Below are 15,735 nucleotides of genomic sequence, written 5' to 3'. Positions count from 1 at the left end.
CGTGGCCTCCCTTCACGTCTGGGATGACGAACGTAGCGCTGGCCCAGGGATCGCGCGACCGCATTCCCCTCCCACCAAACTCCCCACGGCCGTTCGTCGCGAACCCGCAGCCATTGTGGAGATATCGAGGGAGATTATGCGGGAGTCTTTGGGGATGGGGATTAGTTGGGTAAGGGGCACATGGCGTCCCCAATCTCGGTGTCACCCCGGCGCAGGCCGGGGCCCATCCCGAGATGCGGACGCACGCCGCCAGATCGAGAGTAGCACGACAACCACCTTGCGGCTGGGGGTGACGTCTCAGGATGGGTACCGGCCTGCGCCGGTATGACACCGAGTGGGTGGGACGACTCGAGCTGACGACTTGAGCTAAGGCGATTTCCTGGCAGGTGATCGTGTCACAATCCCTTCCGCCGCCGCCCCCTCGCGGCCACAACCGAAATCACCAACCCCAGCCCCAGCGCTATCAGCAGTGGCCAATACCGCACTTGGGCAAACACCGTGGTCGCCAGCCGCTCACGCGGGCTGACATCGAGCACGGCCATTTCCTGCGGCGCCAGTTGCGCGGTGATGCGCCCCCACGGATCGGTGGCAAAAGTCAGCCCCGAATTGGCGGCGCGGATCAGGCTCATGCCTTCCTCAACCGCGCGCAGCCTGGCGTGGTGAGCATGCTGGGCCGGCCCGATCGAGCCATCGAACCAGGCGTCATTGGTGACGTTGAACAGGTAGGCCGCGTTGGCGGCATCACCCAGATCACCCGAAAACAGGATTTCGTAGCAGATCAGCGCCAGGAACGACGGTGCGCCGGGCAGGCTCATCAGCCGGCGCTTGGCATCTCCGTGGGCCCAGCCATTGGCACCGGGCACGAACTGCTTGATGCCCAGCTTGGAGAAAAACGCCTGGAACGGCAAAAATTCGCCAAACGGCACCAGATGCGACTTGTCATAGCTGGTCACCACTTCGCCATTGGTGTCGATGGCCAGGATCGCGTTGAACGGCGGCGCCTGGCTGCCATCGGGCTGGTACTGCTCGCGCGGAGCGCCGGCCAGCAGCGTCGTGGTGTCGGGCAACATGCGGGCAATCCGCGCCAGCGCGTCCGGATACTGGCTCAAAAAGAACGGCAGCGATGATTCGGGCCACACCAATTGGGTGATATCGGCCAGCCCCTTGTCGTCCGGCCCGGTCTGCATTTCCGAGAGCATCAGCAGCTTGTCGATCAGCGCCACCGGATCGACATGGCTCCAGTCGGCATGATCATAGATTAGCGGCTGCACCAGCCGCATCGCCACATCGGTGCGCTCCGGCGTTTCCGGCTCGCGCAGCCGGTTAAAACCATAGCCCAGCTGCGCCGCCAAAATGGCGATGGAGAGGAAAAACGGGAACAGGCGGCGGCTGAGGGTCCGTCCGTCAGCCGGCCAGATGAGCGCCGGCGTCATCGCCAGCAGCGCCGCCAACAGCGTCAGCCCATAGACGCCGATCACCGAGGCGAGCTGCATCAGCTCATCGGTACCGGTCAGCGAATAGCCCAGCAGATCAAACGGAAACCCGGTCAGCACATGGCCCCGTGCCCATTCGGCGATGGTGACGAAGGTCGCGAGCGTCACGATGCGCCAGGCGCCATTGGACCAAAACAGATGCGCCGCCGCGCTCGCCAGGCCCCAGAAAAACGCGATCAGCGCTGCCAGCGCCAGGATGGCGAACGGCATCAACGCGATCATCACCCCGCCTTCGACGAAGAAAGCAGCGCCCAGCCAGTGGAAGGCCACGGTGAAATAGCCCCAGCCGAAAGCGAAGCCGATATTGAATGCCGGCCCGAAGACTAGGCGCCAGCCGCGCCGGCGCTCGGCGCCGTCAAGGCACCACACCCAGATCGGGAAGGTGATGAAGATCGCGGGCAGGATGAACCAGGGCGCGATCGATAGCGCCGCGATCGCGCCGGCAATCACCAGCAGCAGGAAACGCCGCCAGCCATGGCTGAGCATGGCGGTTTCAGCCAGCCAGGTCATGGCGCGGAAGCCCAAAGCGAATCAGAATGCATCTTGGCAAACTCGCTGTCGGGGGCAGGGGCGTCAAGGCGGCCCTTCACCTCTCCTTTTGGGGGAGAGGTCGACCCACTTGGGTCGGGTGAGGGGGCCTTTACTGGGTGATGTGCGAGGGGAAGGCCCCCTCACCCGTCGCTGCGCGCCGACCTCTCCCCCAAAGGGAGAGGTGAACGGGCCCCAAATCGACCGCTCCGGCTCGACTCCGCGCGGCACTCGGGCTAGAGCGGTGCCATGTCCTTGCCCATCACGCTCGCCATCGACACCGCCGCGCCGCGCCTGCAACTGGCCGTGCTGCGTGCCGATGGAACCACCGATATCTCCATCGATGACATCGCCACCGGCCACGCCGAGTTGATCTTCGACCGCATCGCGACGCTCCTCGGGCGTAACGATCTAACCTATCCCGACCTCGCCCGCGTCGCCGTCACCACCGGCCCCGGTTCCTTCACCGGCCTGCGCATCGGCCTCTCCGCCGCCCGCGGCATCGCGTTGGCCCGCAACATTCCTGCCGTCGGCATTCCGAGCCTGCTGGCCCTGTCGCTCTCCGTCAATGGCCCCTCGACCGTGCTGCTCGATGCGCGGCGCGACGAAGCCTATTTCCAGATGTTTGCCGGGCCGGGGCAGCCGACCAGCAAAGCCGACATCGTGCCGATGATGATTGCCCAAGCCGCGATCGTGCCCGGAACCACGCTGATCTCATCGCCTTTTGTCGATATCGCTCTGGTGGCGCGCTATGGCGCTGCCGCCGACCCGGCCCTCCATCCACCCGAACCCGATTATGTGCGCGATGCCGATGCCAAGCCGCAATCGGCGGCGCGGATTGCAAGGCTGACGCCATGATGAAGCTCTGGATGGCTCCCGGCGGGCTGCATATCGAACCCGGCCAGTCCAATGATGCCGGCGAGCTGGCGCGCATCCATGCCAAGGGCTTCTATCGCGGCTGGCCGCGTGAGGAATTCATCGGCTTTCTCACCGAGCCGTCGACGCCGCTCTACGTGGCCTGCGACGCCAAGCGCCGCATCGCGGGTTTCGCGCTGATCCGCCACGCCGCCGACGAGGCCGAATTGCTGACCATAGCGGTCGATCCGAAATGGCGCGGCAAGCGTGTCGGCCAGGCGCTGCTGCGCGCCGCCTTCGACGATCTGCTGCTGACCCCGGCCCGCCGCATGTTCCTTGAGGTGGATGAGCAGAACGCCGCTGCGATCCGCCTTTACACCGGTCAAGGCTTTGCCCGCGTCGGCACCCGCAACGGCTATTACCCGCGCCCGGACGGATCGGCCGCCACCGCGCTTGTCATGGCGCGCGATCTTGGATAACCCGTTCATGGGTTCGCATTTTGGGGCAATCGCGTGAGCAAGAGCCAGACCGATCCGACGCTCGAAGAAGCCTGCGTCGCCAAGGGCATGCGCATGACCGACCAGCGCCGCGTCATCGCCCGCGTCATCGAGGCTGCCTCCGATCATCCCGATGTCGAAGAACTCTATCGCCGCGCCTCCGACATCGATGACCGCATTTCGCTGTCGACCGTCTACCGCACGGTCAACCTGTTCGAAGAGGCGGGCCTGGTCACCAAGCACGACTTCAAGGACGGCCGCGCCCGCTTCGAGCTGATTCCCGATGAACACCACGATCACCTGATCGATATTCGCAGCGGCAAGGTCATCGAGTTCCGCAACGAGGAAATCGAGGCCATCCAGGACGTCATCGCCCGCAAGCTGGGCTATCGCCTGGTCGATCACCGCCTCGAGCTTTATGCCGTGCCGCTGGAGGTAAAAGACAAGGACGGCAAGCCATGATGCTGTTGCGCTCGCTGTTTTTCGTCTTCGTCTACATCCCGGTGCTCATCGTCGTCATCCCGGCGCAAGCGCTGGTCAATGCGCTGCACCTGCCGTTCTGGAACGTCATTCCCCGCTTTTTCCACCGCGTCGGCTGCGTCTTCCTCGGCCTGCGCGTTCGGGTCATCGGCCAGCCGGCGACCGGGCGGGCGACGCTGCTCGTCTCCAACCACATCTCCTGGACCGATATCGTCGCCATCGGCTCGGTGGCCGATGTCACCTTCGTGGCCAAGCGCGAAGTGGGCGAGTGGTTCTTCGTCGGCATGATGGCGCGGCTGCAAAAAACCATCTTCGTCGATCGCACCCGCCGCAGCGATGCCGGCCGCACCAGCCGCGAAATGGGCAAGCACATGGCCGGCGGCAATGCGGTGCTGCTGTTTGCCGAGGGCCAGTCCGATATCGGCACCCACGTGCTGCCGTTTCGCTCGGCGCTGGTGGGCGCCGCCCAGATCGCCATGATCGAGGCCGGCGCCACCGACGTGCTGATCCAGCCGCTGACCATCGCTTATACGCGCCTGCAGGGACTGCCGGTCAGCCGCAATGAGCGGTCTTTGATTGCCTGGGTCAAATCCAAGTCGCTCAAGCAGAATATCCGTGAAATCCTCTCGGGCGGGGTCAAGGACGTCACCGTGGCCTTCGGCACGCCGATGGCGCTGGGCGAGGGCGCCGACCGCAAGGCGGTCAGCAAGGCGGCCGAAAACGAGGTGCGGCGCACCCTGGTGGCGCTCAATCGCGGCCGCGATATTCCCGACATCGCTGCCTGAATTCCGAAAGATAAAACCCCACCGGTTAAGCCTAACAACGGCCTCCGCTTGGGCGTTAAGCTTTGATTAGCTATATCCTCCGCACGAGTTCAGGAGGCGGCGATGATGGTAATCGGACAGATATTGGCGATGTGGCTGATCGTCGGCTGGACCATCACCTGGTTCGTGCGCGACGAGAAGCGCCGCTACGAAGCCGTCCTCAACGCCAAGGCCATGCGTTTCGCCAAGGCTCCGCATTACCGCTATTCCGAGCCCGAAGAGCCGCAGATCTTTGGGCTTTAGCCCAGGCTGGCCTTGAGCCGCGCCACGATACTGGCGGCCTTGAGCATCAGCGCCATGTCCACGTCGCCCTCGCTCTTGGGCTCGGCGAATTGCGCCCAGACCGGGATGAACAATTCGTGGTTGGCGTCGTGTCCATCGATACTTTCGCGCAATACCACACGCACCTTCCCCGTCACCCGCCCCTTGAGGTGGGGGTGATCATGTTTTTCGGTGACGGCGATATCGATCAATTCATGCGGCAAGGCTTCGGCTCCTGTGGGAGCCCCCGCGTTGAAAACTAGTCGCGGATGGTTCACGCTCCCTTAACGGGGGATGCCGGCCACAAGTTCTCCACAGCGGAACATATTGTCGTCCTGTGCTCGCCGCGTCACACCTTGACGGCGTGTTCCACCCTGCCGGCATCGCCGAAAAGCCGCAGATAGCGGGCGATTTCTTCAGGCGTACCAGTGGCCTTGGCCGGATTGTCGCTCAGCTTGACCGCCGGATGGCCATTCGCCTGGCTGACCTTGATGACGATCGAAATTGGATCGAGGCGGGTATTAAGGTCTGGCGAGCAGCCTTCGAAATCATTGGTCAGGTTGGTGCCCCAGCCAAAGGCCATGCGCACCTTGCCGTCGAAATGCAGGTACGCTTCCTCGATCATGTCGACGTCCAGCCCATCGGAGAAAATCAGCAGTTTCTCGCGCGGATCGCGCCCGCGTTGCTTCCACCAGGCGATGATGCGCTCGCCGCCCTCAATGGCCGGGGCACTGTCGGGCCGGAACCCGGTCCAGTCGGCCACCCAGTCGGGTGCGTGCTTGAGGAACGAATCGGTGCCAAAGGCATCGGGCAGCACGATCTTGAGATTGCCGCCATAGTAGCTCTCCCAGTCCTGCAGCACCTGATAGGGCGAGGCGATGAGCTGTTCGTCGGTTTTGGACAGGGCCGCGAGCACCATCGGCAATTCATGCGCATTGGTACCCAGCGCCTCAAGGTCATTGTCCATCGCCAGCTTGACGTTGGAGGTGCCGGTGAAGGCCTCGCCAATGCCTTCCTTGAGCGCCTCGACGCACCAGCGCTGCCACAGGAACGAATGGCGCCGGCGCGTGCCGAAGTCGGAAATGCGCAGGTCCGGCAGCTTTTGCAGCCGCTCGACCTTTTCCCACATCTTCGCTTTGGCGCGAGCATAAAGCACGTCGAGCGCGAACGGCCCGTAATGTTTCATCGCCGCGCGAGAACGCAGTTCATTGATGATCGCCAGCGCCGGAATTTCCCACATCGAGGTTTCCAGCCACGAGCCGGCGAATTCCAGCACGAACTGCCCGTCGCGCTTTTCCAGATGGTATTCGGGCAGGCTGAAAGTCTCGAGCCATTTGAGAAACCCCGGCTCGAAAATCTGCTGGGAGCCATAAAAACTGTTGCCCGCCAACCAGATCATTTCCTTTTTGGAAAATCGCACGGTCCGGGCGTGATCGAGCTGCGCACGCAATTCGTGCTCGTCGATTTCCTCGGCCAGAAGCACGCTTTTGGTACGATTGATCAGCGAGAACGTGGCGTTGACCTTGGGATACAGCCCCCAGATCATCTGCAGCATCAGCAGCTTGTAGAAGTCCGTATCGAGCAGGCTGCGCACGATCGGATCGAGCTTCCAGGTGTGGTTGTAAACCCGCCGGGCAATATCGGTATACGTCGCCATCGGCACTCACCCGCTTAAAAATGCGCCACGCTTTTAGCGTGCTGAAGCCATGATGGAAAGGTGCGGAAGGGGTAGAACCGTTCGGTTGGGATTCAGGGGTTCAAGGTTTTGCGGCTGATGAGTTGCAGTCGTCTCTCTCCCCTTCGCGGGGAGGGATCAAAGGTATGGGGGATGTTAGTCCGAGTATGGTGGCTAAACCGTCACCCCCTCCCTGCCTCCCCCATCAAGGGGGAGGTGTCTGCCGGTGGTTGGGGCACAATCGAGTTCACGGAGTGGAGAGAAACCTCCCCTTGATGGGGGAGGTAGGAGGGGGTGTTCTCGGAAGCCGGAGGATTACTCCCGACCCAACTGAAACCGCTCGAACCGTCCCAGCTCGTCCTCGATCGCCGCTTTCACCTCCGCGCTCTCGTCCTCCAGCCACGTCCACTTCTGCACCAGCAGCTTGCCCGCTGCCCGATCCGTCTTCAAATCCAGCGCCGCGACGATGCGATCACCCACCAGCACCGGCAGGGCGAAATAGCCCAGTTTGCGCTTGGCCGCCGGCACATAGGCCTCGAAAATATGGTCATAGCCGAAAAATGCAGCGAGCCGCTTGCGCTGGATGATCAGGGGATCGAACGGCGAAAGGATATGCACCAGTTCCGCCGGCGCATGCACCGCCTCCAGAACCTCTGGCGCCACCCAATGCTGCACTTTTGGCGCAGACTCCAGATGAGTGGGCACCAGCAGCTTGCGCCGCACCCGGCTGTCGATCAGCGCCTTGACCGCGCCCTTGCTCGGCGCATCGAGATGGCAGATCGAATCCAACGACACCACGCCCTGCGATGTCAGCGCCCGCTCCAGCAGATACTCGGCCACCTGTTTGGCGCTCGGCGGCTTGGGCGCCTTGTCCCAGCCGAAATGGCGCTCCATCAGCTCGTAGCTCTTGAGCATGCCCTGACGGGCACTGATCGCCACCAGCCCCTGATAGAACGCCAGTTGCAGCGCCCGCTTGGATGGCTTGCGGCTGGCCCAGGGATGATCCTTTTCCACCAGTTCGTCGTCGTCGATATCGCGAATGGACAGCGCCCCGTCGGTCTTGATGCGCTTGAGCACCTTCTTGATTTCGGCCGGGGTGACGCTGCCATACCAGCCGCCGTCCTTGGCCCGATAGGCCTTCATCGCCGGCAGGAAAAACCGCAGGTCGCGCGTCGGCACATAGGCCAGCGCATGGGTCCAGTATTCGAACACCGATTTGTCCACCGACTGCGCCTGGCTCAGGTGCACGCGCCGATAGTCCGGAATGCGGGAATAAAGGATGTGATGATGGCAGCGCTCGATCACATTGATGGTATCGATCTGCACATAACCCAGATGCTCGACCGCCAGCCGCGTCGCCTCCGGCCCCTGGCCGAACGGCGCGGAGGCATCCAGCCGCTGCGCCCGCAGCCAGATGGCGCGGGCCACAGCGGGGTCGATGGCGTGGGATTTTTTGGTACTGGCCAAGACGCGACTCGGATTGAGGATTGCCGGCACGATGTTTGTCCGACAATGCGCCGGCCGGTCAAATTGCAAATCGAGCGCGCCCTATGCCACAGGGCAGGCAGTTTTCACCGGCCCGCGCAGCGGCTATGACAGTCTCATGAACCGAATCGTCATTCTCGCCGCCTGGCTGGCCCTTATCGTCATCGCCATCGTCACCGTGGGGCCGATCGACCTGCGCCCGGTCAGCGGCGCCCCGCCGCAATTTGAACGCGCCGTGGCGTTCCTGATTGTGGGCTACCTGTTTGCCCTGGCCTATCCCAAACACATCTGGTGGGCCGTGCTGGTAGTGGTCTGCGCCACCTTTGGGCTGGAACTGCTGCAAAACCTTCGCCCCGACCGCCACGGCCGCGAAGCCGACGCCCTCGCCAAATTCGCCGGCGCCGCCGTCGGCCTGGCCCTCGGCTGGCTCAGCGCCAGGATCATGGCCCGCCGCGCGGGGTAATCTCAACACAACAGGACGCTGCACCAGGCAGTGCCCGTTGTCATCGCGATCTCAGGGTGAGAAGGAATTGGTGGAGCCTAGCGGGATCGAACCGCTGACCTCTTGCATGCCATGCAAGCGCTCTCCCAGCTGAGCTAAGGCCCCATTCCAGAGTAAGGTGCGAAAAGGTGGTAAACCGGCTTTTCGCGATAACCTTGCGGCGTTCTAGTGCGTCTTCGGGGGAAGTTTCCCTGCCGAAGCGTGGCGCAACCTAGTGTAGGCTTCCCGCACACGCAAGTGCCTATTTGACACTTTTTTATTTCCCCGGTTTGAGCCTCAAACCGGGGAAATATCGTTATGAATCAGCGGTCGTCGTCGCCGCCAACGTCGAAGGCGAGGTCGTCGTCATCGTCTTCTTCCTCGAGGAACACGTCTTCCTCGTCGTCGGCCAGCTCTTCGTCGACTTCGACATCGACATCCTCGGTATCGGGAATTTCTTCCTCGCCCGATTCTTCGGCATCGGCGTCTTCCAGCGACACGATCTCGGGCGCTGCGACGTCTTCGACTTCCTCTTCTTCTTCCGTCTCGTCTTCCTCGTCAGCGACCTTGCGGACGATGGCGGGGGCGGGCTTGGCGGCTGCTACCGTCTCGAAATACGAGCGCGGATAGGATTTGCCGGTATAGGGGGAAACGATAGGGTCGTTCCCCAGGTCATAAAATTTCTTACCCGTCTCAGGGTCTGTGCGTTTGGTGCCGCGGTCGGAACTGGCCATCGAGGTTCCTTATATCGTAGATTTCATGGCGGGCGGGGCCCGCTTCGGTCAGTCCGGTTAGGGGGAAACCAGAACCCTGTCAAACCGAAAATGCCCGGCGCCATCCCGGCAACGCTGCCTTGCACCAAACTGGGGAGTGGCGTTAGCGCACGGCTCCGTGATAGGTCCGCCCCAAATGTGATGGAGGCCACGCGATGATCATCGCTGTCGATGGACCCGCCGCGTCGGGCAAGGGCACGCTGGCCAGCGGACTGGCCCGGCACTATCGCCTGCCCTATCTCGATACCGGCCTGCTCTACCGCGCCGTCGGCCGGGCGGTGGAAGCCTATGAGGACAGCGAACAATTCGAGGAGCGCGCCATCGCGGCGGCGCAGACGCTCGACGAAGGCGATATCGATCCCGAATTCCTGCTCAGCGCCAAGATTGGCACCCTGGCCTCCAAGGTCGCGGTCATTGGCGCCGTGCGGCGCGCGCTATTCGACTATCAGCGCGAATTCGCCACGCAGGACAACGGCGCTGTGCTCGACGGGCGCGATATCGGAACGACCATCTGTCCCGAGGCCGACGTCAAACTGTTCATCCAGGCCGATAGCAAATCGCGCATGGAACGCCGCGCCCGTCAGCTCGAAGCGCGCGGCGTTGCCGTTGACAGATACGCCCTCTATCACCAGATAGAAGAGCGGGACGCCCGTGACATGGCCAATCCCAATGGCGGCTTTTATAAAGCGGATGACGCGCACTTGCTCGACACCACGCTTCTCGATATAGAAGCCGCACTCCGTGCCGCCATCGCGATTGTCGATGGGACCATGGCGCGCAAGGCAGAGGCTAGCCTCTAATTTCCTCCTTGCGGCTTTCGTTCCTCGCGGTCACCCAGCGACCAGGCCGGACCTAGACCCAATTCCATTGCCGTTCTGAACGGTTTGCTCGTGCGCCGGCTGCTGGAAAAATCCAGCAGGCGGGCGCCGTTTCTGGCAATGGCTCAACCCCAAACCACCGGCGCTCTGGAGAACTGAATTTGGCACAGCAAACTGTGAGCAAAGAAGATTTTGAATCGCTGTTGATGGACTCTTTCATCGACAATGAGCCTTTGGAAGGTGCCGTGGTCAAGGGGACCGTGGTTGCCATCGAAAAGGATCTGGCGATCATCGACGTCGGTCTCAAGACCGAAGGGCGCATCGCGCTCAAGGAATTCGGCCAGGCTGGCCGTGATGGCACCATCAAGGTGGGCTCGATCGTCGAGGTCTATGTCGACCGCGTCGAGAACTCGCTGGGCGAAGCCGTCCTCAGCCGTGAAAAGGCCCGTCGTGAAGAGAGCTGGGTCAAGCTCGAAGTCATGTACAACAACAACGAACGCGTTGAAGGCGTCATCTTCAATCAGGTCAAGGGCGGCTTCACGGTCGACCTCGAAGGCGCCATCGCCTTCCTGCCGCGCTCGCAGGTGGACATTCGTCCGATCCGCGATATCGCTCCGCTGATGAATGTGCCGCAGCCGTTCCAGATTCTGAAGATGGACAAGCGTCGCGGCAATATCGTCGTGTCGCGTCGTGCTATCCTGGAAGAATCGCGTGCCGAACAGCGTTCGGAAATCGTCCAGCAGCTCGAAGAGGGCCAGGTTGTCGATGGCGTGGTCAAGAACATCACCGATTACGGTGCGTTCGTTGATCTCGGCGGCATTGACGGCCTGCTGCACGTCACCGATATCGCTTGGCGCCGGGTCAATCACCCGACCGAAGTGCTCACGATCGGCGAGACCATCAAGGTCCAGATCGTGCGTATCAACCACGAGAGCCACCGTATCTCGCTCGGCATGAAGCAGCTTCAGGCCGATCCGTGGGATGGCATCGAGGCCAAGTACCCGATCAACTCCAAGTTCACCGGTCGCGTCACCAACATCACCGACTACGGTGCTTTTGTTGAACTCGAGCCCGGCATTGAAGGGCTGATCCACGTCTCCGAAATGAGCTGGACCAAGAAGAACGTCCACCCCGGCAAGATCGTCTCGACCTCCCAGGAAGTCGAAGTCGTCGTGCTCGAGGTCGATCCCGACAAGCGCCGTATCTCGCTCGGTCTCAAGCAGACCCTGGCCAACCCATGGGAAAGCTTCGCCGAGAAGTTCCCCGTCGGCTCCACCATTGAAGGCGAAGTCAAGAACAAGACCGAATTCGGCCTGTTCATCGGCCTCGACGGCGATGTGGACGGCATGGTTCACCTCAGCGATCTCGATTGGCAGAAGTCGGGCGAAATCGCGCTCGAGGACTACAATCGCGGCGACATGGTCACCGCCAAGGTGCTCGACGTCGATGTCGAGAAGGAACGTATCTCGCTGGGCATCAAGCAGCTGTCGACTGGGGAAAATACCTCGTCGGCTCCCGCTTCGTCCTCGGGTGAGTCCACTGCTGACGCCGGCGGCATCCGCAAGGGTTCTGTCGTCACCGGCACCGTGACCGAAGTCAACGAAGGCGGCATCGAAGTGCGCATCGCCGACTCGGACATGACCGCCTTCATCCGCCGGGCCGACCTGTCGCGCGATCGTAATGATCAGCGTCCGGAACGCTTCTCCAAGGGTGAAAAGGTCGACGCCCGCGTCGTCCAGTACGATCGCAAGACCAGCCGCATCTCCCTCTCCATCAAGGCGCTCGAAATCGCCGAGGAAAAGGAAGCGGTCGCCAACTACGGTTCGTCCGATTCGGGCGCATCGCTGGGCGACATCCTGGGCGCCGCCCTCAAGGATCGCGACCAGAAGTAATCCTGGTTGCCGATCATGTGAATCGAGCCCGCGCTGTTCAGCGCGGGCTTTTTTGTAGAAGCTGGGGCATATGGATCATCGCGGCATTCACTGGCGGGCTCTGAGCACGCTCGACCTGCCCGCGGTCGAAGCGATCGCTGCCGTCGTGCATCCAGCTTTCCCCGAAGACACCGCCATTTTCGCCGAACGCCAGCGCCTCTACCCCGATGGCGCGCGGTTTCTGGAGCTAGGCGGCGTCCCTTCCGGGTACATCATCAGCCATCCCTGGACGTTCAAATCTCTGCCGGCGCTCAATGCCCGCCTCGGCGCCATTCCGCCCCACGCCTCAACCTATTACCTGCACGACCTAGCTCTGCTCAACAAAGCCCGCGGCACCGGCGCCGCCGCCATGATCGTGGGCGACATCATCAACCACGCCCGCGCCCAAGGCTTCCCCAATCTCAGCCTCGTCGCCGTCAACAGCTCCCAGCCGTTCTGGCACAAACACGGTTTTCGCGTGGTCGATGTGCCCGAGTTGAAGGAGAAGCTGGCGAGCTATGAGGCGGCAGCCCGCTTCATGGTAAAGCCGCTTGTGTAGCTACAGTTTTGTAGTTACATTTGGGGTCTGACGCGGAGGGGGCAACGCGTGAAATTTGGCTGGGATCCGAATAAGGCCGCAAGTAATTTGCGTAAGCACGGCGTTGCGTTCGAGGACGCTGCCCGCGTTTTTCTGGATCCGCTAGCCATTCGTGAACAGGATAGGATCGTAGATGGCGAAGAGCGCTGGCAAATCATTGGCACCTTTGACCACTTCAGGCTCCTTGTCGTCGCGCACACCACGGCGGACGAGGAAAGCGGCGAAGAGTTCATCCGTATCATCTCTGCCCGGAAAGCGGAGCGATACGAAGGCTCCTGAGATGGTTTATTACGAACTGGACCTCCTCAATCCACCCCCCCTCACGGACGAACAAATTGAGCGTCTGAAAGCGCTGGCCAACATGCGCGACGAGGACATCGACACGTCCGATATTCCAGTGCTGAGTGAGGAGGCCTGGAAAAACGGTATCCGCAACCCCTATTATGCCCGTGCCCTCAAGGAACAACTGACCATCCGGCTCGACGCCGATATCCTCGACTGGTTCAAGCGCCATGCCAAGGACGGCAAGGGCTATCAGACCGACATCAACAAGGCGCTGCGGGCTTATGTGGTGACCCAGGAGCGCCGGGCGGCCAAGAAGGCGCCCTGACGCCGCCTTGCAAAACCGCTGAGGCGGGGCTACCTCCAGCACACCTAGTTCCGCGAGGCGCCCGTGACCGATCAGCCCGACCCTGCTCGCCCTATTGACGCCCATGGCGTCGTCGCCGCCGAAACCTATCGCCGCTCGCGCGGTTTCTGGCGCGTGCTGGCCTTCGTCGCGCTCGCTATCGCGGTCCTGGCGCTGCTCGGTCGCTTCGCCTTCTCCAATACCCCCGTGGGCGACCACATTGCCCGCCTCGTCGTCGATGGCACCATCTCCACCGATCCCGCCCGGCTGGCCGCCATCAATGACCTCGCCGAGGACGACAGCGTCAAGGCCGTCATAGTCGCCATCAATTCGCCCGGCGGCACCACGGCCGGCGGCGAGGAGCTCTACGAAGCCCTCGGCCAGCTCCGCGCCAAAAAGCCCGTCGTCGCGGTGATCAAGGAACTCGGCGCTTCGGCCGCCTATGTGACTGCCATCGCCACCGACCAGATTTTTGCCCGCCGCCTGTCCATCGTCGCCTCGATCGGCGTGCTCTACCAGCATGTCAATGCCGGCAAGCTGCTCGACACCATCGGGGTGGATTTCGACAAGGTCGCTTCCGGCCCGCTCAAGGCCGAGCCCGATTTCGACGAGCCGATGGAGGGCGCCCCCCGCGCCTCGATCGCCGCCCTGGTCGATGACAGCTTCCAGTGGTTCGTCGATGTGGTGGCCGAACGGCGTGGCCTGACCCGTCCCGAAGCGCTGGCGCTCGCCGATGGCCGCATCATGACCGGCCGCATGGGCCTGGCGACAAAATTGATCGACCAGATCGGCGGCGAGCTTGAGGCTGTCGCCTGGCTCGAGGCGGATCGCCAGGTTCCGGCCGATCTCAAAGTGATCACGGTTTATCCTGAGCCGGCGCAAGGTTTTGGCTGGTTGGCCAATTTTGCCAACGGACAGGCCCGTTCGGTGCTCGGATTACCCGCTGCGGGCCCCATCACGCTTGACGGGCTGGTTTCGCTTTGGCAGGTTGGCTCGGCGTTCTGAGCGAGGGGCTCTATACGTATGCGACCGGAGTAGGCGATGATCAAATCCGAACTCGTCGAAAAGCTGGCGGCCGAAAATCCGCATTTGTTTCAGCGCGACATCGAAAACATCGTCAATGCGATCCTCGATGAGGTCGGCGATGCCATGGCGCGCGGCGACCGCGTGGAACTGCGCGGCTTCGGCGCCTTCTCGGTCAAGAACCGTCCGGCCCGCGTCGGCCGCAATCCGCGCACCGGCGAGCAGGTCGATGTTGGCGAAAAATACGTCCCCCAGTTCAAGGCCGGCAAAGAAATCCGCGAGCGGCTGAACCGCGAATAGCGGCGCTCGGCGATTAAGGCACTGTAACGAATGGTCAAGCGCATCGTCGGCTGGTTGGTCCTGGTGCCCCTGTGCGCGCTGCTGATCGTCTTTGCCCTGGCGAACCGCCAGTTCGTGGCGCTCAATTTCAATCCCTTCGTGGCGCCCGAAGCGCTGCAGCAACCCGGCTACGGGGTGCCGCTGTTCCTCGTGCTCTATGTGGTGCTGCTGGTCGGCGTGCTGCTGGGCGGCACTGCCACCTGGTTCGCCCAGAGCCTGCATCGCCAGCGCGAGCGCCATTGGCGGCGCGAGGCGCAGATGCTCAATGGCGAACTCGAAGCCCTGCGCCGCAGCCAGTCGCAGCCCGCCGGCGGCTCGCTGAGCGAAGTCGACGACCTGCTGGAACTGCGATGATCCCCCATTCTCCAACCCCACGAGCCTGACCTCCCCATGGCCGAACCTCTGATTATCAAAATCTGCGGGATCAAAACGCCGGACATGCTGGAGGCCGCGATCGAAGCGGGCGCCGATATGGTGGGGTTCATGCACTTCGTGCGTTCCCCCCGCCACGTCACCATCGAGGAGGTGGCCAGCCTCATCTCCGAAGCGCGCGGCCGGGTGCAAACCTGCGTGGTGCTGGTCAATCCCGACAATTCCTGCGTTGCCGAGATCGCGGCGCTCGGGCCCGACTGGATCCAGTTACACGGCCCCGAAACACCCCACCGCGTCGAGGCCATCCGGGCCGAAGCCGGCGTCGAGATCATGAAGGCCCTGCCGATCGGCGGGGCCGAGGATGTCGCCCATGTGGCCGATTTCGCCGAGATTGCCGACCGCATCCTGCTCGATGCCAAGCCGCCCAAGGGCGCCGATCGGCCCGGCGGGCTGGGGGAAAGCTTTGACTGGTCGCTGCTCAAGGCGCTTGACCCCGCTCTCGACTTCATGCTTTCCGGGGGCCTGACGCCCGATAACGTCGCCGAAGCGGTCCGCACCGTCCGTCCCTTCGGGATCGATGTGTCCTCGGGCGTGGAAACGGCGCCGGGCGTCAAGGACAGGCGGCTGATCGAAGCCTTCATCCGCAACGCGCGGGCGGCTCAATAGCGCAGTCCGTTCCTGGCCTCGTGGCCGGA

20 protein-coding genes and 1 tRNA gene are annotated in these 15,735 nt (G+C 62.7%); 15 read left to right on the top strand and 6 right to left on the bottom strand.

Annotated features, from left to right (window positions below; translation table 11 throughout):
- Positions 1 to 395 precede the first annotated feature (395 nt).
- Positions 396 to 2,003, bottom strand: a complete 1,608-nt coding sequence (gene lnt, locus JWP26_RS12715) for an apolipoprotein N-acyltransferase (RefSeq protein WP_299728036.1) — start codon at positions 2,001 to 2,003, stop codon at positions 396 to 398.
- A 267-nt stretch (positions 2,004 to 2,270) separates the two neighbouring features.
- Between lnt and tsaB the strand changes: the two genes are divergently transcribed.
- From tsaB to JWP26_RS12690, 5 genes are all read left to right on the top strand, one after another.
- Positions 2,271 to 2,879: a tRNA (adenosine(37)-N6)-threonylcarbamoyltransferase complex dimerization subunit type 1 TsaB gene (gene tsaB / locus JWP26_RS12710; RefSeq protein WP_299728033.1), complete on the top strand. Its 609-nt coding sequence runs from the start codon at positions 2,271 to 2,273 to the stop codon at positions 2,877 to 2,879.
- Positions 2,876 to 3,355, top strand: a complete 480-nt coding sequence (locus JWP26_RS12705; protein WP_299728030.1) for a GNAT family N-acetyltransferase — start codon at positions 2,876 to 2,878, stop codon at positions 3,353 to 3,355. The genes tsaB and JWP26_RS12705 overlap by 4 nt, the downstream gene beginning before the upstream one ends.
- A gap of 87 nt (positions 3,356 to 3,442) precedes the next feature.
- On the top strand, positions 3,443 to 3,835 hold the full coding sequence (locus JWP26_RS12700) for a Fur family transcriptional regulator (protein WP_299728049.1): 393 nt from the start codon (positions 3,443 to 3,445) through the stop codon (positions 3,833 to 3,835).
- Complete coding sequence (locus tag JWP26_RS12695; RefSeq protein WP_299728027.1) at positions 3,832 to 4,638, top strand: 1-acyl-sn-glycerol-3-phosphate acyltransferase; 807 nt, start codon at positions 3,832 to 3,834, stop codon at positions 4,636 to 4,638. Before JWP26_RS12700 ends, JWP26_RS12695 begins: the two co-directional genes overlap by 4 nt.
- Before the next feature lie 102 nt (positions 4,639 to 4,740).
- Positions 4,741 to 4,920, top strand: coding sequence for a hypothetical protein (locus tag JWP26_RS12690; RefSeq protein ID WP_299728024.1), 180 nt, complete (start codon positions 4,741 to 4,743; stop codon positions 4,918 to 4,920).
- Here JWP26_RS12690 and JWP26_RS12685 read toward each other — a convergent pair.
- From JWP26_RS12685 to JWP26_RS12675, 3 genes are all read right to left on the bottom strand, one after another.
- A complete protein-coding gene (locus tag JWP26_RS12685) occupies positions 4,917 to 5,162 on the bottom strand; it encodes a hypothetical protein (protein ID WP_299728021.1) in 246 nt (81 codons plus the stop codon). The two genes, JWP26_RS12690 and JWP26_RS12685, sit on opposite strands and share 4 nt — an antisense overlap.
- A gap of 125 nt (positions 5,163 to 5,287) precedes the next feature.
- On the bottom strand, positions 5,288 to 6,595 hold the full coding sequence (pncB, locus tag JWP26_RS12680; RefSeq protein WP_299728018.1) for a nicotinate phosphoribosyltransferase: 1,308 nt from the start codon (positions 6,593 to 6,595) through the stop codon (positions 5,288 to 5,290).
- Between the two features lie 333 nt (positions 6,596 to 6,928).
- On the bottom strand, positions 6,929 to 8,080 hold the full coding sequence (locus JWP26_RS12675; RefSeq protein ID WP_299728015.1) for a winged helix-turn-helix domain-containing protein: 1,152 nt from the start codon (positions 8,078 to 8,080) through the stop codon (positions 6,929 to 6,931).
- Between the two features lie 136 nt (positions 8,081 to 8,216).
- On the opposite strand from JWP26_RS12675, the gene JWP26_RS12670 reads away from it, so the two are divergent.
- On the top strand, positions 8,217 to 8,561 hold the full coding sequence (locus JWP26_RS12670) for a hypothetical protein (protein WP_299728012.1): 345 nt from the start codon (positions 8,217 to 8,219) through the stop codon (positions 8,559 to 8,561).
- A 68-nt stretch (positions 8,562 to 8,629) separates the two neighbouring features.
- Here JWP26_RS12670 and JWP26_RS12665 read toward each other — a convergent pair.
- Together JWP26_RS12665 and JWP26_RS12660 are read right to left on the bottom strand one after the other, a co-directional pair.
- Positions 8,630 to 8,705: transfer RNA gene (locus tag JWP26_RS12665), tRNA-Ala, on the bottom strand.
- Between the two features lie 197 nt (positions 8,706 to 8,902).
- Positions 8,903 to 9,313, bottom strand: coding sequence for a TIGR02300 family protein (locus tag JWP26_RS12660; RefSeq protein ID WP_299728009.1), 411 nt, complete (start codon positions 9,311 to 9,313; stop codon positions 8,903 to 8,905).
- 194 nt (positions 9,314 to 9,507) lie between these two features.
- On the opposite strand from JWP26_RS12660, the gene JWP26_RS12655 reads away from it, so the two are divergent.
- From JWP26_RS12655 to JWP26_RS12615, 9 genes are all read left to right on the top strand, one after another.
- Positions 9,508 to 10,152, top strand: a complete 645-nt coding sequence (locus tag JWP26_RS12655) for a d(CMP) kinase (RefSeq protein ID WP_299728006.1) — start codon at positions 9,508 to 9,510, stop codon at positions 10,150 to 10,152.
- A gap of 179 nt (positions 10,153 to 10,331) precedes the next feature.
- Positions 10,332 to 12,062 (top strand): 30S ribosomal protein S1, encoded by a 1,731-nt coding sequence (gene rpsA / locus JWP26_RS12650; RefSeq protein WP_299728003.1) that lies wholly within the window; start codon positions 10,332 to 10,334, stop codon positions 12,060 to 12,062.
- Between the two features lie 70 nt (positions 12,063 to 12,132).
- Entirely contained in the window at positions 12,133 to 12,639 is a 507-nt protein-coding gene (locus tag JWP26_RS12645; RefSeq protein WP_299728000.1) for a GNAT family N-acetyltransferase, read from the top strand.
- Between the two features lie 48 nt (positions 12,640 to 12,687).
- A complete protein-coding gene (locus tag JWP26_RS12640) occupies positions 12,688 to 12,957 on the top strand; it encodes a BrnT family toxin (protein ID WP_299727997.1) in 270 nt (89 codons plus the stop codon).
- A gap of 1 nt (position 12,958) precedes the next feature.
- Positions 12,959 to 13,288 carry a BrnA antitoxin family protein gene (locus tag JWP26_RS12635; protein ID WP_299727994.1) on the top strand — a complete coding sequence of 110 codons (330 nt, stop codon included), beginning with the start codon at positions 12,959 to 12,961 and terminating at the stop codon, positions 13,286 to 13,288.
- Between the two features lie 63 nt (positions 13,289 to 13,351).
- Positions 13,352 to 14,311 carry a signal peptide peptidase SppA gene (gene sppA, locus JWP26_RS12630; protein ID WP_299727991.1) on the top strand — a complete coding sequence of 320 codons (960 nt, stop codon included), beginning with the start codon at positions 13,352 to 13,354 and terminating at the stop codon, positions 14,309 to 14,311.
- 36 nt (positions 14,312 to 14,347) lie between these two features.
- The gene (locus JWP26_RS12625; RefSeq protein WP_299727988.1) at positions 14,348 to 14,629 is read left to right on the top strand and encodes an integration host factor subunit beta; all 282 of its coding nucleotides are present in this window, start codon (positions 14,348 to 14,350) and stop codon (positions 14,627 to 14,629) included.
- Positions 14,630 to 14,659: 30 nt separating this feature from the next.
- Positions 14,660 to 15,022, top strand: a complete 363-nt coding sequence (locus JWP26_RS12620; RefSeq protein ID WP_299727985.1) for a DUF1049 domain-containing protein — start codon at positions 14,660 to 14,662, stop codon at positions 15,020 to 15,022.
- Positions 15,023 to 15,058: 36 nt separating this feature from the next.
- Positions 15,059 to 15,706 carry a phosphoribosylanthranilate isomerase gene (locus JWP26_RS12615; protein WP_299727982.1) on the top strand — a complete coding sequence of 216 codons (648 nt, stop codon included), beginning with the start codon at positions 15,059 to 15,061 and terminating at the stop codon, positions 15,704 to 15,706.
- The last annotated feature ends 29 nt before the right edge of the window (positions 15,707 to 15,735 follow it).

The sequence above is a fragment of the Devosia sp. genome (genome assembly GCF_028290435.1).
GTDB lineage: Bacteria > Pseudomonadota > Alphaproteobacteria > Rhizobiales > Devosiaceae > Devosia.
The sequence above is the reverse complement of the archived record's forward strand: the minus strand, read 5'-3'. Positions and strand labels throughout refer to the sequence as shown.